Source organism: Pseudomonas sp. NPDC087626, from assembly GCF_044743405.1.
Taxonomy (GTDB): Bacteria; Pseudomonadota; Gammaproteobacteria; order Pseudomonadales; family Pseudomonadaceae; genus Aquipseudomonas.
Genome location: NZ_JBIUWJ010000012.1, coordinates 160871 through 181482, shown reverse-complemented (window position 1 = coordinate 181482; position 20612 = coordinate 160871). Strand labels below are relative to the sequence as shown.

Annotated in this window: 18 protein-coding genes and 1 pseudogene (1 of these 19 cut by a window edge); all 19 read left to right on the top strand. The window is 60.0% G+C overall.

All coding sequences use genetic code 11. The annotated features are described in order from the left end of the window. A partial coding sequence (locus ACIOVD_RS13010) for a 30S ribosomal protein S2 (protein WP_401128069.1) occupies positions 1-195 on the top strand: 195 nt, incomplete at its 5' end. A 190-nt stretch (positions 196-385) separates the two neighbouring features. Continuing rightward, entirely contained in the window at positions 386-1249 is an 864-nt protein-coding gene (gene tsf / locus ACIOVD_RS13005) for a translation elongation factor Ts (protein ID WP_401128066.1), read from the top strand. Positions 1250-1458: 209 nt separating this feature from the next. After that, positions 1459-2202, top strand: a complete 744-nt coding sequence (pyrH, locus tag ACIOVD_RS13000; protein WP_011059526.1) for a UMP kinase — start codon at positions 1459-1461, stop codon at positions 2200-2202. Beyond that, positions 2199-2756: a ribosome recycling factor gene (gene frr / locus ACIOVD_RS12995; RefSeq protein WP_095166789.1), complete on the top strand. Its 558-nt coding sequence runs from the start codon at positions 2199-2201 to the stop codon at positions 2754-2756. Before pyrH ends, frr begins: the two co-directional genes overlap by 4 nt. 13 nt (positions 2757-2769) lie before the next feature. Continuing rightward, a complete protein-coding gene (gene uppS, locus ACIOVD_RS12990; RefSeq protein ID WP_095166791.1) occupies positions 2770-3525 on the top strand; it encodes a polyprenyl diphosphate synthase in 756 nt (251 codons plus the stop codon). Next, positions 3525-4331 (top strand): phosphatidate cytidylyltransferase, encoded by an 807-nt coding sequence (locus tag ACIOVD_RS12985; RefSeq protein WP_095166793.1) that lies wholly within the window; start codon positions 3525-3527, stop codon positions 4329-4331. The genes uppS and ACIOVD_RS12985 overlap by 1 nt, the downstream gene beginning before the upstream one ends. Beyond that, on the top strand, positions 4328-5518 hold the full coding sequence (gene ispC / locus ACIOVD_RS12980) for a 1-deoxy-D-xylulose-5-phosphate reductoisomerase (RefSeq protein ID WP_401128061.1): 1191 nt from the start codon (positions 4328-4330) through the stop codon (positions 5516-5518). The genes ACIOVD_RS12985 and ispC overlap by 4 nt, the downstream gene beginning before the upstream one ends. A 54-nt stretch (positions 5519-5572) precedes the next feature. Further along, entirely contained in the window at positions 5573-6925 is a 1353-nt protein-coding gene (gene rseP, locus ACIOVD_RS12975) for a sigma E protease regulator RseP (protein ID WP_401128058.1), read from the top strand. 72 nt (positions 6926-6997) lie between these two features. Beyond that, complete coding sequence (gene bamA, locus ACIOVD_RS12970; protein ID WP_320333746.1) at positions 6998-9385, top strand: outer membrane protein assembly factor BamA; 2388 nt, start codon at positions 6998-7000, stop codon at positions 9383-9385. 45 nt (positions 9386-9430) lie between these two features. Continuing rightward, positions 9431-9934 (top strand): OmpH family outer membrane protein, encoded by a 504-nt coding sequence (locus ACIOVD_RS12965; protein WP_095166801.1) that lies wholly within the window; start codon positions 9431-9433, stop codon positions 9932-9934. A gap of 3 nt (positions 9935-9937) precedes the next feature. Then, entirely contained in the window at positions 9938-10993 is a 1056-nt protein-coding gene (gene lpxD / locus ACIOVD_RS12960) for a UDP-3-O-(3-hydroxymyristoyl)glucosamine N-acyltransferase (RefSeq protein WP_095166803.1), read from the top strand. A 108-nt stretch (positions 10994-11101) separates the two neighbouring features. Further along, positions 11102-11542 (top strand): 3-hydroxyacyl-ACP dehydratase FabZ, encoded by a 441-nt coding sequence (gene fabZ, locus ACIOVD_RS12955; protein WP_027619040.1) that lies wholly within the window; start codon positions 11102-11104, stop codon positions 11540-11542. Then, a complete protein-coding gene (lpxA, locus tag ACIOVD_RS12950; RefSeq protein WP_095166805.1) occupies positions 11539-12315 on the top strand; it encodes an acyl-ACP--UDP-N-acetylglucosamine O-acyltransferase in 777 nt (258 codons plus the stop codon). The genes fabZ and lpxA overlap by 4 nt, the downstream gene beginning before the upstream one ends. A 2-nt stretch (positions 12316-12317) precedes the next feature. Next, positions 12318-13448, top strand: a complete 1131-nt coding sequence (gene lpxB, locus ACIOVD_RS12945; RefSeq protein WP_095166808.1) for a lipid-A-disaccharide synthase — start codon at positions 12318-12320, stop codon at positions 13446-13448. Positions 13449-13459: 11 nt separating this feature from the next. After that, a complete protein-coding gene (gene rnhB / locus ACIOVD_RS12940; RefSeq protein WP_159998740.1) occupies positions 13460-14086 on the top strand; it encodes a ribonuclease HII in 627 nt (208 codons plus the stop codon). 73 nt (positions 14087-14159) lie between these two features. Continuing rightward, positions 14160-17681, top strand: coding sequence for a DNA polymerase III subunit alpha (gene dnaE / locus ACIOVD_RS12935; protein WP_401128051.1), 3522 nt, complete (start codon positions 14160-14162; stop codon positions 17679-17681). A gap of 140 nt (positions 17682-17821) precedes the next feature. Then, positions 17822-18769 (top strand): acetyl-CoA carboxylase carboxyltransferase subunit alpha, encoded by a 948-nt coding sequence (locus tag ACIOVD_RS12930; RefSeq protein ID WP_095166814.1) that lies wholly within the window; start codon positions 17822-17824, stop codon positions 18767-18769. A gap of 126 nt (positions 18770-18895) precedes the next feature. Then, entirely contained in the window at positions 18896-20221 is a 1326-nt protein-coding gene (gene tilS / locus ACIOVD_RS12925; protein ID WP_401128048.1) for a tRNA lysidine(34) synthetase TilS, read from the top strand. Positions 20222-20495: 274 nt separating this feature from the next. Then, positions 20496-20612, top strand: a pseudogene (locus ACIOVD_RS12920) (CTP synthase) (it continues 1505 nt past the right edge of the window).

Sequence of the window (20612 nt, the reverse complement as noted above, 5' to 3'; positions counted from 1 at the left end):
CCGGTTATCGGCGTAGTCGATACCAACAGCAGCCCGGAAGGCGTTGACTACATCATCCCAGGCAACGATGACGCAATCCGCGCTATCCAGTTGTACATGGGTTCGATGGCTGACGCTGTAATCCGCGGTCGCAACCACGTTGCTGGCGGCACCGAGCAGTTCGTAGAAGAAGCTCCGGTAGCAGCAGCTGAGTAATTGACGCCTTGGCGTTGACTCAGTAAGCAAAAAGGGGGCTTGGCCCCCTTTTTGCCACCTCGAAAACCATTTGTCGGCGCCCACTGCCCTTTTGTAACGTGCGGCAGCTAACAAAGGGTGGATCGAGAAGAATTGAACGCCCGTTCGATCGGGTGGAATGGTTGAAAACCTATCCAAGAGGAATTTGAAAATGGCAGAGATTACTGCAGCGTTGGTCAAAGAACTGCGCGAGCGTACTGGCGAAGGCATGATGGACTGCAAAAAGGCCTTGACCAAGGCTGGCGGCGACATCGAGAAAGCCATTGATGACATGCGTGCTTCGGGCGCCATCAAGGCTGCCAAAAAAGCAGGCAACGTTGCTGCTGAAGGCGCTATCGCCCTGAAGGAAGACGGTAAATCCGCAGTCCTGCTGGAAGTGAACTCGCAGACTGACTTCCTGGCTCTGCAGGACGACTTCAAGGCATTTGTTGCTGCAAGCGTTGAAAAAGCGTTCGCCGACAAGCTGACTGACGTCGCTCCGCTGATCGAGGCTCAAGAAGCTGCTCGCCTGGTACTGGTCGGCAAGGTTGGCGAAAACGTCAACATCCGTCGCCTGGCTCGCGTTGAAGGTGATGTGGTTGGTGGTTACCTGCACGGCAACAAGATCGGTGTAGCTGTTGTTCTGAAAGGCGGCAACGTTGAGCTGGCCAAGGACATCGCTATGCACGTAGCTGCTAGCAACCCTGAGTTCCTGCTGCCATCGGAAGTTTCCGCTGAAGCGATCGAGCGCGAAAAAGCCGTGTTCCTGCAGCTGAACGAAGAAAAAATCAAAGGCAAGCCAGAAAACATTGTTGAGAACATGGTCAAAGGCCGTATCAGCAAGTTCCTGGCTGAAGCAAGCCTGGTTGAGCAGGCGTTCGTCAAGAACCCTGAAATCAAGGTTGGCGAACTGGCCAAGAAAGCCGGTGCTGAAATCGTTTCCTTCACTTACTTCACAGTAGGCGAAGGCATCGAGAAGCCGGTCGACAACTTCGCTGAAGAAGTTGCTGCCCAGCTGGCTGCTGCCAAGCAATAAGACAGTTTTCAACTGTCGCCCGAAAGAGGCTGCCCGCTCACGCGCGCAGCCTCTTTTCAAATGGGAGGTCGATTTTATTTGGCTTCCCTTCGGAACTGGCTTACAAAGCCGTGTTCTGATGGCGCTGTGATAGCGTCAAGCTAGAGTAAACGCAGGCTGTAAACAGCCAGCACAGAATTTTTTAAAATACGCCGCAGGAGAGATTCGCAATGGCTCAGCAGGGCAGTGGTTATCAGGCTCGCTATAAACGCATTCTACTCAAGCTTAGCGGCGAGGCCTTGATGGGCTCCGAAGAGTTCGGGATCGACCCAAAGGTCCTGGATCGCATGGCGCTGGAAGTCGGCCAACTGGTCGGTATCGGCGTCCAGGTCGGCCTGGTGATCGGTGGCGGCAACCTGTTCCGCGGCGCGGCACTGAGTGCGGCCGGCATGGATCGGGTCACTGGCGACCACATGGGCATGCTGGCCACTGTGATGAACGCCCTGGCCATGCGCGACGCGCTGGAACGTGCGAATATCTCGGCCATCGTGATGTCGGCCATCTCCATGGTTGGCGTGACCGATCACTACGATCGCCGCAAAGCCATGCGTCACCTCAACTCCAAGGAAGTGGTGATCTTCGCGGCCGGTACCGGCAACCCGTTCTTCACCACCGATTCGGCTGCCTGCCTGCGCGCGATCGAAATCGATGCCGACGTCGTGCTGAAAGCGACCAAGGTTGACGGTGTGTACACCGCAGATCCATTCAAAGACCCGCATGCCGAGAAGTTCGATCATCTGACCTACGATGAAGTACTGGATCGCAAGCTGGGTGTCATGGACCTGACGGCTATCTGCCTGTGCCGCGACCACAAGATGCCGCTGCGCGTATTTAACATGAACAAGCCCGGCGCCCTGCTGAACATCGTACATGGCGGCGCTGAAGGGACTCTGATCGAGGAAGGCGAACAATGATCAACGAAATCAAGAAAGACGCTCAAGAGCGCATGCAGAAATCGCTGGACTCTCTGAACCATGCATTTGGTCAGATTCGTACCGGCAAGGCTCACCCAAGCATCCTGGGTAGCGTGATGGTGCCGTACTACGGCACGGACACTTCCATCACCCAAGTGGCCAACATCACGGTAAAAGACTCCCGGACCCTTCAGGTCGTGGCGTTTGAGCGCAATATGCTCGCGGCAGTCGACAAGGCGATCCAAAGTGCAGGTTTGAACCTCAACCCGACGAACCTGGGCGAGCTGCTGTTGATCTCCATGCCTGCTCTGACTGAAGAAACCCGCAAGGGCTTCACCAAGCAGGCGCGTAGCGCAGCTGAAGATGCTCGTGTTGCCGTGCGCAACATTCGTCGTGATGCACTGGGCGATCTGAAGAAACTGGTCAAGGACAAGGAAATCAGCGAAGACGAAGAGCGTCGTGCCGCTGCTGATATCCAGAAGCTGACCGACAAGGCTGAGGCCGAAATCGACGCAGCGACCAAGCAAAAAGAAGCGGATTTGATGGCCGTATAAGGGTCGCGCTTTCATGGAAAAGACCAAGCAGCCTGCGCTGTCCACGGTGCCGCGACATGTCGCGATCATCATGGACGGCAATAATCGCTGGGCAAAAAAACGTTTCTTGCCCGGCGTTGCCGGGCACAAGGCGGGCGTCGATGCTGTGCGCGCCGTAATCGAGGTGTGCGCGGAATCGGGGGTGGAAGTCCTGACCCTGTTCGCGTTTTCCAGTGAAAACTGGCAGCGCCCGGCCGATGAAGTCAGTGCCTTGATGGACCTGTTCTTCAAGGCGTTGCGTCGTGAGGCCAAGCGCCTCAACGACAACAACATTTCCTTGCGCATCATTGGCGATCGCTCGCGTTTTCATCCGGAGCTTCAGGCAGCCATGCGTGAAGCCGAGGCGATGACGGCCGGGGCCAATCGTTTTGTCCTGCAAATCGCCGCCAACTATGGCGGTCAGTGGGACATTGCCCAGGCTGCGCAGCGTCTGGCGCGAGAAGTTCAGGCCGGCCACCTGCGGCCGGACGACATCACCCCGGATTTGCTGCAGACCTGCCTGTCCACAGGCGACCTGCCGTTGCCGGACCTGTGTATTCGCACCGGTGGCGAGCATCGCATCAGCAACTTCCTGTTGTGGCAGATGGCCTATTCCGAGTTGTACTTCTCCGACCTGTTCTGGCCGGACTTCAAACACGAAGCCATGCGTACTGCACTGGCCGATTTCGCTTCTCGCCAACGTCGCTTCGGTAAAACGAGCGAACAGGTCGAAGCTGGAGCCCGGGTTTAATGCTTAAACAACGAATCATCACGGCACTGATCCTGCTGCCAATCGCCCTGTGCGGGTTTTTCCTGCTCGAAGGTTCCGCTTTTGCGCTGTTCATCGGCCTGGTGGTAACCCTGGGCGCCTGGGAATGGGCGCGCCTGGCGGGCTTCGAGGCGCAGTCGATGCGTGTCGCCTACGGGGCCGTGGTAGCCGCGATGCTGCTGGTCCTGCATTTGGTGCCCGGGCTTGCGCCTTGGGTGTTGGGCGCAGCCGTGCTGTGGTGGGGCGTGGCGACGTTCCTGGTGCTGACCTACCCCAAGACCAGCGAGCATTGGGCGAGTGCCGCCTGCAAGCTGGTGATCGGCCTGCTGATCCTGTTGCCGGCCTGGCAAGGCCTGGTGCTGATCAAGCAATACCCGCTGGGCAACTGGCTGATTATGGCGGTCATGGTGCTGGTCTGGGGCGCGGACATCGGCGCTTACTTCTCCGGCCGGGCCTTCGGCAAGCGCAAGCTGGCGCCGCTGGTCAGTCCTGGCAAGAGCTGGGAAGGGGTGTATGGCGGGCTGCTGTTGAGCCTGGTGATTACCCTGGTCGTCGGCCTGGTACGCGACTGGAGCGTGGGCCAGTTGCTCATGGGCCTGATCGGCGCGGCTATCATCGTGTTCATCTCGGTGGTCGGTGACCTGACCGAAAGCATGTTCAAGCGTCAGGCCGGGATCAAGGACAGCAGTAACCTGCTGCCGGGTCACGGCGGTGTGCTGGATCGAATCGACAGCCTGACCGCTGCAATCCCCTTGTTTGCCGTGCTGTTGTGGATGGCCGCACCGTGAGCCGGCCACAACAGATCACCGTCCTCGGTGCGACCGGCTCCATAGGCCTGAGCACTCTGGACGTCATCGCTCGCCACCCGGAGCGTTTCCAGGTCTTTGCCTTGAGTGGCTTCTCGCGCCTTAGTGAGTTGCTGGCCTTGTGCATCCGTCACGTGCCGCGTTTTGCCGTGGTCCCGCAACCTGAAGCGGCGCGGCGTCTGCAGGACGATCTGCGGGCTGCTGGCCTGCCGACCCGTGTGCTGGTGGGGGAGGAGGGGTTGTGCCAGGTGGCTGCCGATCCCGAAGTGGATGCGGTGATGGCGGCGATAGTCGGTGCGGCAGGACTGCGCCCGACCCTGGCGGCAGTGGAAGCTGGCAAGAAGATCCTGCTGGCCAACAAGGAGGCGCTGGTGATGTCCGGCGCCTTGTTCATGCAGGCGGTGCACAAGAGCGGTTCGGTATTGTTGCCGATCGACAGTGAGCACAATGCGATCTTCCAGTGCATGCCTACGGACTTTTCCCGCGGGCTGGGCAATGTCGGGGTGCGGCGGATTCTGCTGACTGCATCGGGTGGCCCGTTCCGCCAGACCGCCCTGGCCGAGCTGGCAGATGTGACGCCGGATCAAGCCTGCGCCCATCCCAACTGGTCGATGGGGCGCAAGATTTCGGTCGACTCGGCGAGCATGATGAACAAGGGGCTGGAGTTGATCGAGGCCTGTTGGCTGTTCGATGCCAAGCCCTCCCAGGTCGAAGTGGTGATCCACCCGCAGAGCGTGATTCACTCGCTGGTCGACTACGTGGACGGTTCGGTGCTGGCCCAGTTGGGCAACCCGGACATGCGCACACCCATCGCCAATGCGCTGGCCTGGCCTGAGCGGATTGACTCCGGTGTGGCGCCGCTTGATCTGTTTGCTATCGCGCGCCTGGATTTCCAGGCACCCGACGAAGAGCGTTTCCCGTGCCTGCGCCTGGCACGCCAGGCGGCCGAGGCGGGTAACAGCGCGCCGGCCATGTTGAATGCGGCCAACGAAGTGGCGGTTGCCGCCTTTCTGGATGGGCGTGTCCGCTACCTGGAGATCGCGAGTATCATCGAGGAAGTATTGAACCTTGAGCCGGTGGTGGCTGTGGCGGATCTCGAGGCAGTGTTTACGGCGGACGCGAAAGCGCGTGTACTGGCGCAGCGTTGGTTGAGCCGCCACGGGCGATAGGTGTTGCGGCAGGTTTGCCGGCGCCAGCGCTGAATAGGATTGCGGAGAAAGTAGATGAGCGCGCTCTATATGATTGTCGGCACCCTGGTAGCCCTGGGTGTGCTGGTCACCTTCCATGAATTCGGCCACTTCTGGGTCGCGCGTCGTTGTGGCGTCAAGGTCCTGCGTTTTTCCGTAGGCTTCGGCATGCCGTTGATACGCTGGCACGATCGCCAGGGCACCGAATTTGTGATTGCCGCCATTCCGCTGGGTGGCTACGTGAAAATGCTCGATGAGCGTGAAGGCGACGTGCCGGCTGATCAATTGGAGCAATCCTTCAATCGCAAGTCGGTTCGCCAGCGTATCGCTATCGTTGCTGCCGGCCCTATTGCCAACTTCCTGCTGGCCCTGGTGTTCTTCTGGGTCCTGGCCATGCTCGGTACCGAGCAGGTGCGCCCGGTGATTGGCGCAGTTGAAATCGGCAGTATCGCCGCCAAGGCCGGCTTGAGCCCGGGCCAGGAAGTCGTCGCCGTCGATGGTGAGGCCACTTCCGGTTGGGCCGCCGTCAATCTGCAACTGGTGCGCCGCCTGGGTGAGAGTGGTGCGGTGCAGTTGTTGGTGCGCGAGGAGGGCTCCACTGCCGATACCCCCCGTGAACTGATTCTGGACAAGTGGCTCAAGGGCGCCGATGAGCCTGATCCGATTCGCTCCCTCGGCATTCGTCCATGGCGTCCGGCCTTGCCGCCGGTCCTGGCTGAGCTCGATCCCAAGGGGCCGGCCCAGGCGGCAGGCCTGAAAACCGGCGACCGGCTGTTGAAGCTCGATGGCCAGGCGCTGACGGATTGGCAGCAAGTGGTCGATTGGGTGCGTGTACGTCCTGAAACCAAAATTGTGCTGCAGGTCGAGCGCGACGGTGCTCAAATCGACGTCCCTGTGACCCTGGCGGTCCGAGGTGACGGCAAGGCCGCCACCGGTTACCTGGGGGCGGGGGTGAAAGCTGTCGATTGGCCACCAACGATGATTCGTGAGGTCAGCTTCGGTCCTGTAGCGGCCATTGGCGAAGGGGCGCGGCGCACCTGGACCATGAGTGTGCTGACCCTCGATTCGCTGAAGAAAATGTTGTTCGGCGAGCTCTCGGTAAAAAACTTGAGTGGACCGATAACCATTGCTAAAGTGGCGGGCGCTTCTGCCCAGTCGGGCGTCGCTGATTTCCTGAATTTCCTTGCTTATCTGAGTATTAGCCTGGGGGTTCTGAATTTGTTGCCCATTCCTGTACTGGATGGGGGGCATTTGTTGTTTTATCTGATCGAGTGGGCGCGTGGTCGTCCCTTGTCGGATCGGGTGCAAGGTTGGGGGATACAGATCGGTATCAGTTTGGTGGTCGGGGTGATGTTGCTTGCCTTGGTCAACGATCTGGGTCGACTGTAACGCTTCGCTGAATTGCGAATCTGCCGCATTTTGCGGCAGTTTTTATTGCCAGTTGGAATAAGAAAGGACTTCATGAAACGTCTGCTGCTAACTGCGGTTCTCACCGTATTGATGATCGCCGAAGTTCACGCCGAGTCCTTCACTATCTCCGATATTCGCGTCAACGGCCTCCAGCGGGTTTCCGCCGGTAGCGTCTTTGGTGCCTTGCCGTTGAACGTCGGTGAGCAGGCGGATGATCGTCGCCTGGTCGAATCCACTCGTGCGCTGTTCAAAACCGGTTTCTTCCAGGACATCCAGTTGGGTCGCGACGGCAACGTCCTGGTCATCACGGTGGTCGAGCGTCCTTCCGTCGCCAGTATCGAGATCGAAGGCAACAAGGCGATCTCCACTGAAGACCTGATGAAGGGCCTCAAGCAATCCGGTCTGGCTGAAGGCGAAATCTTCCAGCGCGCAACCCTCGAAGGCGTGCGTAACGAACTGCAGCGCCAGTACGTGGCTCAAGGCCGCTACTCGGCCACCGTTGATACCGAAGTGGTCCCTCAGCCGCGCAACCGCGTAGGCCTGAAGGTCAACATCAACGAAGGCACCGTTGCCGCTATCCAGCACATCAACGTGGTGGGCAACACGGTTTTCCCCGACGATGACCTGATCGACCTGTTCGAACTCAAGACCACCAACTGGTTGTCGTTCTTCAAGAACGATGACAAGTACGCCCGTGAAAAACTCTCCGGTGACCTCGAGCGCCTGCGCTCCTACTACCTGGACCGCGGCTATATCAACATGGATATCGCTTCGACCCAGGTGTCCATCACCCCGGACAAGAAGCACGTCTACATTACTGTCAACGTCAACGAAGGCCAGAAGTACAACGTTCGTGACGTGAAGCTCAGCGGCGACCTGAAAGTGCCTGAAGACCAGGTCAAGGCGCTGTTGCTGGTGCAGAAAGGCCAGGTGTTCTCGCGCAAGCTGATGACCACCACCTCCGAACTGATCACCCGTCGCCTGGGTAACGAGGGCTACACCTTCGCCAACGTCAACGGCGTGCCTCAGCCGCACGACGAAGACCACACGGTCGATATCACCTTCGTGGTCGATCCGGGCAAACGTGCCTACGTGAACCGTATCAACTTCCGTGGCAACACCAAGTCCGAAGACGAAGTGCTGCGTCGTGAAATGCGCCAGATGGAAGGTGGCTGGGCTTCGACCTACTTGATCGACCAGTCCAAGACCCGTCTGGAGCGCCTGGGCTTCTTCAAGGAAGTCAACGTCGAGACGCCGGCCGTGCCGGGTGTCGATGACCAGGTAGACGTCAACTACAGCGTTGAAGAGCAAGCATCCGGTTCCATCACTGCCAGCGTCGGTTTTGCCCAGAGCGCCGGCCTGATCCTCGGTGGTTCGATTACCCAGAACAACTTCCTGGGTACCGGTAACAAGGTCAGCATCGGTTTGACCCGCAGTGAATACCAGAGCCGCTACAACTTCGGTTACGTGGACCCCTACTGGACAGCCGATGGCGTGAGCCTGGGTTACAACGCTTTCTACCGCACCACTGACTACGATGAGCTCGATACCGACGTTTCCAGCTATGCCGTGGACAGCCTGGGTGCCGGTGTCAGCGTGGGTTACCCGATCAGCGAGACTTCGCGCCTGACCTTTGGTCTGAACGCACAGCAAGACAAGATCAAGACCGGCCAGTACACCGTCGACGAGATCTTCGACTTCGTTAACCGTGAAGGCGACCAGTACCTGAACTTCAAGGCTTCGGCCGGTTGGTCCGAGTCGACCCTGAACAAAGGCGTATTGGCCACCCGTGGTCACTCCCAGAGCGTGACCCTGGAAACCACGGTGCCGGGCAGCGACCTGTCGTTCTTCAAGCTCGACTACCGTGGCCAGTTGTTCCAGCCATTGACCGATAACTACACCGTGCGCCTGCATACCGAGTTGGGCTACGGTGACGGCTACGGCTCGACCGATGGCTTGCCATTCTACGAAAACTACTATGCTGGTGGTTTCAACTCGGTTCGTGGCTTCAAGGACAGTACCTTGGGTCCTCGCAGTACCCCGAGTCGTGGTGTTAAGGAAACGGGGAACCAAGGTACGGTTGCCGACCCGGACAACGATCCGCTGCCGTTTGGTGGTAACGTCCTGATCCAGGGTGGTGCCGAGCTGCTGTTCCCGCTGCCATTCGTCAAGGATCAACGTTCGCTACGTACTTCCGTGTTCTGGGATGTCGGTAACGTATTCGACTCCAAGTGCGAGCAGACCATCAACAGCAATGGTTCTAAGTCCCAAACACAGTGCAACGACGTCAGCCTCAGCAACCTGGCCAGCTCCGTGGGTATTGGCGTGACCTGGGTTACTGCATTGGGTCCTTTGAGCTTTGCTCTGGCCATGCCGGTGAAAGAACCGGATAACGCTGAAACCCAAGTGTTCCAATTTTCCCTCGGTCAGACGTTCTAAGCGTCTGCCCCAAGACAACGACAATGGATTTTGTAGGAGTGCATCGTGCGTAAGTTGACTCAATTGGTTCTCCTGGCAACTGTCCTGGTAGCGACCCCGGCATTTGCCGACATGAAAATCGCGGTACTGAACTACCAGATGGCGCTGCTGGAATCCGACGCGGCGAAGAAGTACGCAGTGGACGCCGAGAAGAAGTTCGGCCCACAACTGAGCAAGCTCAAGACCCTGGAAAGCAGTGCCAAAGGCATCCAGGATCGTCTGGTCAGCGGTGGCGACAAAATGGCCCAGGGCGAGCGTGAGCGTCTGGAGCTTGAATTCAAGCAAAAGGCCCGCGACTTCCAGTTCCAGTCCAAGGAATTGAACGAAGCCAAGGCCGTTGCCGACCGTGAAATGCTCAAGCAGCTCAAGCCGAAACTGGACAGCGCTGTGGAAGAAGTCATCAAGAAAGGTGCTTTTGACCTGGTCTTCGAGCGTGGCGCAGTGATTGATGTCAAGCCGCAATACGACATCACCCGCCAGGTTATCGAGCGCATGAATCAGCTGAAGTAATCCATGACAGCGACTAAAACCCTCGGCCAATTGGCCGAGTTCCTGGGCGCCACATTGTGTGGTGACCCAGAGAAGACAATTACTGGGCTAGCCACTTTACAAGAGGCTGGCCCAGCTCAGTTGAGCTTTCTGGCAAACCCCCAATACCGTAAATACCTGGCCGACAGCCATGCCGCAGCCGTGTTGCTGAAGGCCGCTGACGCCGAAGGTTTTGCCGGTGATGCGCTGGTGGTGCCGGATCCTTACGCGGCGTACGCGCGGGTGTCCCACCTGTTCGATCCCAAACCCAAGGCGGCTGCCGGTATCCATCCGACGGCAGTCATCGCGGCGGACGCGGTGGTTGACCCGGCGGCGAGCATCGGTGCGTTTGCGGTGATCGAGAGCGGTGCCCGGATTGCTGCCGGTGTCACGGTCGGCGCCCATTGCTTCATCGGTGCCCGTAGCGAGATCGGTGAAGGTGGCTGGTTGGCCCCGCGAGTGACGCTGTACCACGACGTGCGCATTGGCAAGCGGGTGGTCATTCAGTCCGGTGCGGTGCTCGGCGGTGAAGGGTTTGGTTTCGCCAACGAAAAGGGCATCTGGCAGAAAATTGCCCAGGTCGGTGGGGTGCTGGTCGGTGATGACGTGGAGATTGGCGTGAATACCGCTATCGACCGTGGCGCCTTGGCTGACACCATCCTCGGCAATGGGGTGAAGCTGGACAACCAGATTCAGATCGCGCACAACGTGCAGGTCGGTGATCACACCGCCATGGCAGCGTGCGTAGGCATTTCCGGCAGCACCAAGATCGGCAAGCATTGCATGCTGGCCGGCGGTGTCGGGCTGGTGGGGCACATCGAGATCTGCGACAACGTATTCCTGACCGGAATGACCATGGTCACCCACTCGATTACCGAGCCGGGCGCCTATTCTTCCGGTACGGCCATGCAGCCGGCCGCCGAGTGGCGCAAAAGCGCGGCACGCATCCGTCAGCTCGATGACATCGCGCGACGCCTGCGCCAGCTGGAAAAGCAGGTAGGTGAAGTGACCCCTGGTGGTAATGCTTCATCAGATGGCTGATACCATTTCCATATCAAGCGTGCACAGCCGTTAGACTGCCTCCTTGATTTGCTAGAGGAGCGTGCATCAGTCGCGCGTTCCCAATCTTTACATAGGCTTCCCCCCGAAATGATGGACATCAACGAGATTCGCGAATACCTGCCTCACCGTTACCCGTTCCTGCTGGTGGACCGCGTAGTGGACCTCAATGTTGAGGAAAAGCGCATTCGTGCCTACAAGAATGTCAGCATCAACGAGCCGTTCTTCAACGGTCACTTCCCCGCGCATCCAATCATGCCGGGCGTATTGATCATCGAAGCGATGGCCCAGGCTGCCGGAATCCTTGGTTTCAAAATGCTCGACGTCAAGCCTGCCGATGGCACGCTTTACTACTTTGTCGGCTCCGACAAGCTACGCTTCCGTCAGCCGGTCAAGCCGGGCGACCAGTTGATCCTCGAAGCCACCTTCATCAGCTGCAAGCGCAAGATCTGGAAGTTTGAATGCCAGGCTTCGGTGGATGGCAAGCCCGTGTGCTCGGCCGAGATCATCTGTGCGGAACAAAAAGTATGAGTTTGATTGACCCTCGCGCAATCATCGATCCGACAGCCGTACTGGCTGAGGGCGTTGAGGTCGGCCCTTGGTCGATCGTCGGCGCAGGTGTGGAAATCGGCGAGGGAACAGTGATCGGCCCGCACGTGGTGCTCAAGGGGCCGACCCGGATTGGCAAGCACAACCGCATCTATCAGTTCTCCTCGATCGGTGAGGACACCCCTGACCTGAAGTACAAGGGGGAAGAGACGCGGCTGGTGATCGGTGACCACAACGTTATCCGTGAAGGGGTGACGATTCACCGTGGGACCATCCAGGACCGCTCGGAAACCACCCTGGGCGATCACAACCTGATCATGGCTTATGCCCACATCGGCCACGACAGCGTCATCGGCAACCACTGCATCCTGGTCAACAACACCGCGTTGGCCGGGCATGTACACGTGGCCGACTGGGCGATCCTCTCCGGATTCACCCTGGTTCATCAGTATTGCCACATTGGTGCCCACAGCTTCTCCGGTATGGGCACGGCCATCGGCAAGGATGTACCGGCCTATGTCACGGTGTTCGGCAACCCGGCCGAAGCGCGCAGCATGAACTTCGAGGGCATGCGCCGTCGTGGGTTCAGCGAAGAAGCTATCCATGCCCTGCGTCGCGCCTACAAAGTGGTCTACCGCCAGGGCTTGACCGTGGAGCAGGCATTGGCTGAGCTGGTCGAGCCTTCGGCGCAGTTTCCGGAAGTTGCAGTGTTCCGTGACTCGATCCAGTCTTCGACCCGCGGCATCACCCGCTAACCATGGCTAATCTGCGTATAGCGCTGGTGGCGGGCGAAGCTTCCGGCGACATCCTGGGCGCGGGCTTGATGCGTGCGCTCAAGGCTCGCCACCCAGCGGTCGAGTTCATCGGTGTCGGTGGCCCGCTCATGCAGGCTGAAGGCCTGACGTCCTATTTTCCCATGGAGCGCTTGTCGGTCATGGGGTTGGTGGAAGTCCTGGGGCGCTTGCGTGAACTGTTGGCTCGGCGCAAGAAGTTGATCAAGACCTTGATCGCCGAAAAGCCGGACGTGTTTATCGGTATCGATGCGCCAGATTTCACCCTCAATATCGAACTCAAGCTGCGCCAGGCCGGGATCAAGACCGTGCACTACGTCAGCCCTTCGGTCTGGGCCTGGCGGCAGAAGCGTGTGCTGAAGATCCGCGAAGGCTGCGACTTGATGCTCACGCTGCTGCCGTTCGAAGCCCGGTTCTACGAAGAGAAAGGCGTGCCGGTGCGGTTTGTCGGCCACACCCTGGCCGATGCCATTCCGCTGGAAGCCGACCGCGCCGCAGCGCGCGCCGAACTGGGCCTGCCGGACGGCCCTCTGGTCGCCCTGATGCCGGGCAGCCGGGGCGGTGAAGTCGGGCGCCTGGGCGGCTTGTTCCTCGATGCCGCCCAGCGGTTGCGGGCCATGCGCCCCGGGGTGCGGTTTGTCATCCCGTGTGCCAACCCTGAGCGGCGGGTGCAGCTCGAAGAGCTGCTGGCTGGCCGTGATTTGCCGGTCACCCTGCTGGACGGGCGCTCGCACCTGGCGCTGGCTGCCTGCGACGCGGTCCTGATCGCCTCGGGTACTGCGACGCTGGAGGCTTTGTTGTACAAGCGGCCGATGGTCGTGGCCTATCGCCTGGCGCCGCTGACCTACTGGATTCTCAAGCGCATGGTGAAAAGCCCCTACATCTCCTTGCCGAACTTGCTGGCCCAGCGTCTGCTGGTGCCCGAGTTGCTGCAGGACGATGCGACGCCCGAGGCGTTGGCGCTGACCCTGTCGCCGCTGATCGATGGCGGCGAAGAGCAAACCATCGGTTTTGACCAGATCCACCGGACCCTGCGCCGCGATGCCTCGAACCAGGCTGCTGACGCGGTCCTCAATTTGATCGGCGCACCACAATGACTACGGTAAAGATGCAAATGGGCCTGGATTTCAACCTTGTCGCGGATGCTGAAGAGCTGGTCGCCGGAGTCGATGAAGTGGGGCGCGGTCCACTCTGTGGCGCGGTGGTGACGGCGGCGGTGATCCTCGATCCGCTGCGCCCGATCCTCGGCCTCAATGACTCGAAGAAGCTCACTGAAGCTCGTCGCGAAAAGCTCTACGACGAAATCTGTGAGAAAGCCCTGAGCTGGTGTATCGCTCGCGCTGAAATCGAAGAAATCGACGAGTTGAACATTCTCCATGCCACCATGCTGGCGATGCAGCGCGCCGTCGAAGGCCTGCACATCCAGCCAAAACTGGCGATGATCGACGGCAACCGCTGCCCCAAGCTGGCCATGCCGGCGGAAGCGGTGGTCAAGGGCGATAGCAAGGTCCCGGCGATTGCCGCGGCGTCGATCCTGGCCAAAGTCAGCCGCGACCGCGAAATGGCCGCCTTTGAATTGATTTACCCGGGGTATGGCATCGGCGGCCACAAAGGTTATCCGACTCCTGTGCACCTGGAAGCCCTGGCGCGCCTGGGCCCGACCCCGATTCACCGGCGTTCGTTCGCGCCGGTGCGGCAGGCTTACGAGGCTCGCGAAGGGCTGCTTGAGCGCTAGTCCAAGCTGATGTTTTTGCCAAGGCCCGGTACAATCCGGGCCTTGTTGTCTCCACGTTATTAGCAGGATCACTATGCCGGCTTCATTCGTTCACCTACGCCTGCACACTGAATACTCCCTGGTCGACGGTCTGGTGCGGATCAAGCCGCTGGTCAAGACCCTGGTCGGCATGAACATGCCGGCCGTAGCGGTCACCGACCAGAACAACATGTGTTCCCTGGTCAAGTTCTACAAAAACTCCATGGGTGCGGGGATCAAGCCGATCTGCGGCGCCGACCTGTGGCTGTCGAACAAAGACCCGGACAACGCGTTGAGCCGGATCAGCTTCCTGGCGATGAATGCGGTCGGTTATCGCAACCTCACCGAGCTGATTTCCCGCGGCTTCATCGATGGCCAGCGCAATGGCCAGGTCATCATCGAGCGCGAATGGGTGGCAGAGGCCAACGAAGGCTTGATCATGCTCTCGGCAGCCAAGGAGGGCGAGATCGGCATGGCCCTGCTCGGCGGCAACCCGGACGAAGCCGAAACCCTGGCTCACGAGTGGATGGCGGTGTTCCCGGACCGTTTTTACCTGGAAATCCAGCGTACCAACCGTCCCAACGATGAAGAGCAACTGCACGCAGCCGTGGCCCTGGCCGACAAGATCGGCGCGCCGCTGGTGGCCACCAACGACGTGCGATTCATCAAGCAGGAAGACTTTGCCGCCCACGAAACCCGGGTGTGCATCGGTGAAGGCCGGGCACTCGACGATCCCCGGCGCTCGAAGAACTACAGCGACCAGCAATACCTCAAAAGCGCCGAGGAAATGCTCGAGCTGTTCAGCGACTTGCCCGATGCCGTGCAGAACACGGTCGAGATCGCCAAGCGCTGCAATATCGATGTAAAACTGGGCAAGCACTTCCTGCCCAACTTCCCGATTCCCGATGGCATGACCATCGACGAGTATTTCCGCAAAGTGTCCTTCGACGGGCTTGAAGAGCGCTTGAGCGTGCTGCTGCCCAAGGACACCACCGAGGACTACGAGGCCAAGCGCCAGGTCTACGTCGACCGGTTGAATTTCGAGCTGGATATCATTATCCAGATGGGGTTCCCCGGTTACTTCCTGATCGTGATGGACTTTATCCAGTGGGCCAAGAGCAACGGGGTTCCGGTGGGGCCGGGCCGGGGGTCGGGTGCCGGCTCGCTGGTGGCCTATGTACAGAAAATCACCGACCTCGACCCGCTGGAATACGACCTGCTGTTCGAACGTTTCCTCAACCCGGAACGGGTCTCCATGCCCGACTTCGACGTCGACTTCTGCATGGACGGTCGTGACCGGGTCATCGAGTACGTGGCCGAGAAATACGGGCGCAACGCGGTTAGCCAGATCATCACCTTCGGCTCCATGGCCGCCAAGGCGGTGGTGCGCGACGTGGCGCGGGTCCAGGGCAAGTCCTACGGCCTGGCGGATCGCCTGTCGAAGATGATTCCCTTCGAAGTCGGCATGACCCTGGAAAAAGCCTACGAGCAGGAAGAGATCCTGCGTGACTTCATCAAGGTCGATGAAGAGGCGGCGGAAATCTGGGAGATGGCGCGCAAGCTCGAAGGCGTTGTGCGTAACGTCGGCAAGCACGCCGGTGGTGTGGTGATCGCACCCACCAAGCTGACCGACTTCTCGCCGATCTATTGCGATGAAGAGGGTGGCGGCCTGGTCACCCAGTTCGACAAGGATGACGTCGAGGCGGCTGGCCTGGTGAAGTTCGACTTCCTCGGTCTGCGGACCCTGACGATCATCGACTGGGCGCTGAAAACCATCAACCGCGACCGCGCCAAGATCGACGAGCCGCCGCTGGATATCGCCTTTATCCCGCTGGACGACAAGCCGACCTACAGCTTGCTGCAAAAGGCCGAGACCACCGCGGTGTTCCAGCTCGAGTCGCGCGGCATGAAGGAGCTGATCAAAAAGCTCAAGCCCGACTGCCTGGAAGACTTGATCGCACTGGTGGCCCTGTTCCGTCCCGGCCCGTTGCAATCGGGCATGGTAGACGACTTTATCAACCGTAAGCACGGTCGCGCCGAGCTGGCGTACCCGCACTCCGACTACCAGTACGAGGGCCTCAAGCCCGTACTGGCACCGACCTACGGCATCATCCTGTATCAAGAACAGGTGATGCAGATCGCCCAGGTCATGGCCGGCTACACCCTCGGCGGTGCGGACATGCTGCGTCGGGCCATGGGTAAGAAAAAACCCGAAGAGATGGCCAAGCAACGTGGCGGTTTCATCGAAGGTTGCGCGACCAACAATATCGACGCTGACCTTGCGGGTAACATCTTCGATCTGGTGGAGAAATTCGCCGGTTACGGCTTCAACAAATCCCACTCCGCCGCCTACGGCCTGGTGTCTTACCAGACGGCCTGGCTGAAAGCCCACTACCCGGCGCCGTTCATGGCCGCGGTACTCTCGGCGGATATGCACAACACCGACAAGGTCGTGACCTTGATCGAGGAAGTGCGGACCATGAAGCTGCGTCTCGACGCGCCGGACGTGAACACTTCGGAGTTCAAGTTCACGGTGAACGAGGAGGGCCGGATCATCTACGGCCTGGGCGCGATCAAGGGCGTGGGCGAGGGGCCGGTCGAGGCGATTACCGAGGCGCGTCAGGATGGGCCGTTCCAGGACCTGTTCGATTTCTGCGCGCGGGTCGACCTCAAGCGAATCAACAAGCGCACCCTCGACGGCCTGATCCGCAGCGGCGCGCTGGACCGCCTGGGTCCGTATTTCTTTGATGAGACCAAGGCCTACCAGGCCAATATCGACCGCAACCGCGCGGTGCTGCTGACGGCCATGGAAGAGGCGATCAAGGCGGCCGAGCAGACGGCGCGGACCCACGACAGCGGGCACGCCGACCTCTTCGGCGGACTGTTTGTCGAAGAAGACGCGGACGTCTACGCCAATCACCGCAAAGCCAAGGAGCTGACGCTCAAGGAACGCCTGAAAGGTGAAAAAGACACCCTGGGGCTGTACCTGACCGGTCACCCGATTGACGAATATGAAGGTGAAATCCGCCGTTTTGCCCGCCAGCGCATCATCGACCTGAAGCCGGCTCGCGACACCCAGACTGTCGCCGGCATGATCATCGCCCTGCGGGTGATGAAGAACAAAAAGGGCGACAAGATGGGCTTTATCACCCTCGACGACCGTTCAGGTCGGATCGAGGCGTCGCTGTTCGCCGAGGCGTTCCATTCCGCGCAATCGCTGCTGCAAACCGACGCGATGGTGGTGGTCGAGGGCGAAGTCAGCAATGACGACTTCTCCGGTGGCCTGCGGCTACGGGTCAAGCGGGTGATGAGCATGGAAGATGCGCGCACCAACCTGGCCGAAAGCCTGCGCCTGAAGGTGCAGACCCAGGACCTCAAGGGCGATCAGTTGCGCTGGCTGGGGGAGTTGTTCAAGCGTCATCGTGGCGCCTGCCCTATCACCATGGAGTACACCAGCCCCGACGCGAAGGCCTTGCTGCAATTTGGCGAGACCTGGCGAATCGATCCGGCAGACAGCTTGATTCAAGCCCTGCGTGACCAGTTCGGGCGAGACAACGTCTTCCTCCAATACCGTTGACGGTCAGGGGCCCTTGAAGCGCCCTGGCCATGACCCGAATTTTTAATCTCGACCTGAACGCGCCTGTCCCTTAAGGTAGGGCGCGAATAGACAACCGGCCGACCCAAGCTCACTTGGACGTCGACCCAAGACGGACGCCTATGAACCCGAATTTTCTAGATTTCGAACAGCCGATCGCCGACCTGCAAGCCAAGATCGAAGAGTTGCGCTTGGTCGGTAATGACAATTCGCTGAATATCGGCGATGAGATCTCGCGCCTGCAGGACAAGAGCAGCACGCTGACCGAAGACATCTTCGGCAAGCTGACCAGCTGGCAGATCGCTCGTCTGGCGCGTCATCCGCGTCGTCCCTACACCCTGGACTACATCCAGCACATCTTCACCGAATTCGATGAGCTGCACGGTGACCGTCACTTCTCCGATGACGCGGCGATTGTCGGCGGTGTAGCCCGTCTGGACGACCAGCCAGTAATGGTGATCGGTCACCAGAAAGGCCGTGAAGTGCGCGAGAAGGTTCGCCGCAACTTCGGCATGCCGCGCCCGGAAGGCTACCGCAAGGCGTGCCGCCTGATGGAAATGGCTGAGCGTTTCAAAATGCCGATCCTGACCTTCATCGACACGCCGGGCGCGTACCCGGGGATCGACGCCGAAGAGCGCAACCAGAGCGAAGCCATTGCCTGGAACCTGCGGGTCATGTCCCGCCTGAAAACCCCAATCATCGCCACCGTGATCGGTGAGGGTGGTTCCGGTGGTGCACTGGCCATTGGTGTCTGCGATCAGTTGAACATGCTGCAGTATTCGACCTACGCGGTGATCTCGCCGGAAGGGTGTGCCTCGATCCTGTGGAAAACCGCGGAAAAGGCCCCGGATGCTGCCGAAGCGATGGGCATCACCGCCGAGCGCCTCAAGGGCCTGGGTATCGTCGATAAGGTGATCGGCGAACCATTGGGCGGCGCCCACCGTGATCCAGCCGCTGCGGCTGCCTCGATCCGTGGCGAACTGGTCGCGCAACTGCAGATGCTCAAGAAATTCGACAACGACGCGCTGCTGGCCCGTCGTTACGAGCGCCTGATGAGCTACGGTCTGTGATCTGACGCGAGATCATTGTAGGGGCGAGCCTGCTCGCGATGACGGAGCTACAGTCAACCTCAGTGTTGGCTGGCTTTTTTCGCGAGCAGGCTCGCTCCCACCTTTGATGTGTGCGAAGTGATCGTTATGCGCCAGCTCACGGATCTATCTGCAAGACTGCTGTTGAACCTGACCCCCTGGCGCAACGCACCGACCTGGCGTATCGCCTTCTCCGGTGGCCTTGACTCCACCGTGCTGCTGCACCTCCTGGCGCAACTGGCTCAAAGCCAGGACCTGCCAAAACTCCACGCTGTCCACGTGCATCACGGCCTGCAGGCTGCGGCTGATGCATGGCCGCAGCATTGTCAGGCCGTGTGTGACGAGTTGGACGTGCCGCTGGCGGTGATTCGGGTGCAGGTCCAGGCGGGTGCCAGCCTGGAGCGAGCCGCCCGCGAGGCGCGTTATGCCGCCTTTATCCAGGTGACTGAGGCCGGTGAGCTGTTGCTGACGGCCCAGCACCGCGACGATCAGGCTGAGACCCTGATGTTTCGTCTGTTAAGGGGCGCGGGGGTCAGGGGCTTGTCGGCAATGCCGGGCCATCGTGCCTTGGGACGCGGGAGTCTGGTGCGGCCGTTGTTGGATGTGCCACGGGCCGAGCTTGAGGCGTACGCCCGGGCGCATCAGTTGCGCTGGGTCGAGGACCCCTCGAACGGCGACCAGCAGTTTTCCCGCAATTACCTGCGCCAGCAGGTTTTCCCCGTGCTCAGTTGCCGCTGGCCCCAGGCTGCCGCCACCCTGGCCCGCAGTGCCGGCCATCTGCGCGAGGCTCAGGGCTTGCTTGATGAGTTGGCCCAGATGGACCTGGCCCGGGCTGCCACTGCCCATGAATTTGCCTGGCTGGGGCAACCGTCGCTGGACCTGGCGGTGCTGGCCGGGCTGTCCGCGGCTCGCCAGCGCAACGCCTTGGGGCATTGGTTGGCAACGCTGACTCGGCTGCCAGACACTGACCATTGGTCGGGTTGGGACAGCCTGCGGGATGCCGCGGCGGATGCCCGGCCGATCTGGCGCCTGGCAGATGGCGAGCTGCATCGGGCCAATGGGCGGGTCTGGTGGTTGTCCGGCGCGGGGCTGCCCGCGCTCACGGGTACTGTGCCCTGGGCTGATCCATCAGTTGAACTGGCACTGCCCGGCAATGGCCGGCTCAGCCTGGCGGGTGAGGCCCCGCAAGGCCTGCTCAGTGTGCGCTACCGCCAGGGCGGGGAAATCATGCAGTTGCCCGGTCGTGGCCACCGTGACCTCAAGCGCTTGCTCAATGAGCGTCAGGTGCCGTTGTTTGCCCGTGGCAGATTGCCGCTGCTGTACTGCGATGAGCAACTGATCGCCGTGGCCAACCTGCCCGGGCTGGACGTCAGTGCGGGGGCAAACCTGGTTTTACGATGGCAGCCAGTAATCAACGATCAAGGTTTGAGCTGAAAGGGGCTTTCCGGTAGACTACGCTCCCTTCTTGATACAACTTCTGTGGATTCGCCTGAATTGCAGGAGTTGCCGATTACCAAGCAGTCTTTGCTGGGCGATTCCAAAAAATGTGTAGCGAGCAACCTACTGGTGATTCATCTACCGGTCTGTCCCAACGCGGCGGTTTTTTTGAAAGATGCACTGTAATTAATGCAGGTGATCGGGGGCTTCGGCCTTCCTTCGCTTTCCCCGGCGGCACTGACCGCTTTAACGCAGACTTCTAGGGTTTTTCATGACGCGCTACATATTCGTCACGGGCGGTGTTGTTTCTTCATTGGGGAAAGGCATTGCATCGGCATCATTGGCGGCCATCCTGGAGGCGCGGGGACTTAAGGTCACCATGCTCAAG

Excerpts from the sequence above, each read along its gene's own strand:
- tsf (WP_401128066.1), top strand. The coding sequence starts at position 386 with ATGGCAGAGATTACTGCAGCGTTGGTCAAAGAACTGCGCGAGCGTACT.
- pyrH (WP_011059526.1), top strand. The coding sequence starts at position 1,459 with ATGGCTCAGCAGGGCAGTGGTTATCAGGCTCGCTATAAACGCATTCTA.
- frr (WP_095166789.1), top strand. The coding sequence starts at position 2,199 with ATGATCAACGAAATCAAGAAAGACGCTCAAGAGCGCATGCAGAAATCG.
- uppS (WP_095166791.1), top strand. The coding sequence starts at position 2,770 with ATGGAAAAGACCAAGCAGCCTGCGCTGTCCACGGTGCCGCGACATGTC.
- ACIOVD_RS12985 (WP_095166793.1), top strand. The coding sequence starts at position 3,525 with ATGCTTAAACAACGAATCATCACGGCACTGATCCTGCTGCCAATCGCC.
- rseP (WP_401128058.1), top strand. The coding sequence starts at position 5,573 with ATGAGCGCGCTCTATATGATTGTCGGCACCCTGGTAGCCCTGGGTGTG.
- bamA (WP_320333746.1), top strand. The coding sequence starts at position 6,998 with ATGAAACGTCTGCTGCTAACTGCGGTTCTCACCGTATTGATGATCGCC.
- lpxD (WP_095166803.1), top strand. The coding sequence starts at position 9,938 with ATGACAGCGACTAAAACCCTCGGCCAATTGGCCGAGTTCCTGGGCGCC.
- fabZ (WP_027619040.1), top strand. The coding sequence starts at position 11,102 with ATGATGGACATCAACGAGATTCGCGAATACCTGCCTCACCGTTACCCG.
- lpxA (WP_095166805.1), top strand. The coding sequence starts at position 11,539 with ATGAGTTTGATTGACCCTCGCGCAATCATCGATCCGACAGCCGTACTG.
- lpxB (WP_095166808.1), top strand. The coding sequence starts at position 12,318 with ATGGCTAATCTGCGTATAGCGCTGGTGGCGGGCGAAGCTTCCGGCGAC.
- rnhB (WP_159998740.1), top strand. The coding sequence starts at position 13,460 with ATGCAAATGGGCCTGGATTTCAACCTTGTCGCGGATGCTGAAGAGCTG.
- dnaE (WP_401128051.1), top strand. The coding sequence starts at position 14,160 with ATGCCGGCTTCATTCGTTCACCTACGCCTGCACACTGAATACTCCCTG.
- ACIOVD_RS12930 (WP_095166814.1), top strand. The coding sequence starts at position 17,822 with ATGAACCCGAATTTTCTAGATTTCGAACAGCCGATCGCCGACCTGCAA.
- tilS (WP_401128048.1), top strand. The coding sequence starts at position 18,896 with ATGCGCCAGCTCACGGATCTATCTGCAAGACTGCTGTTGAACCTGACC.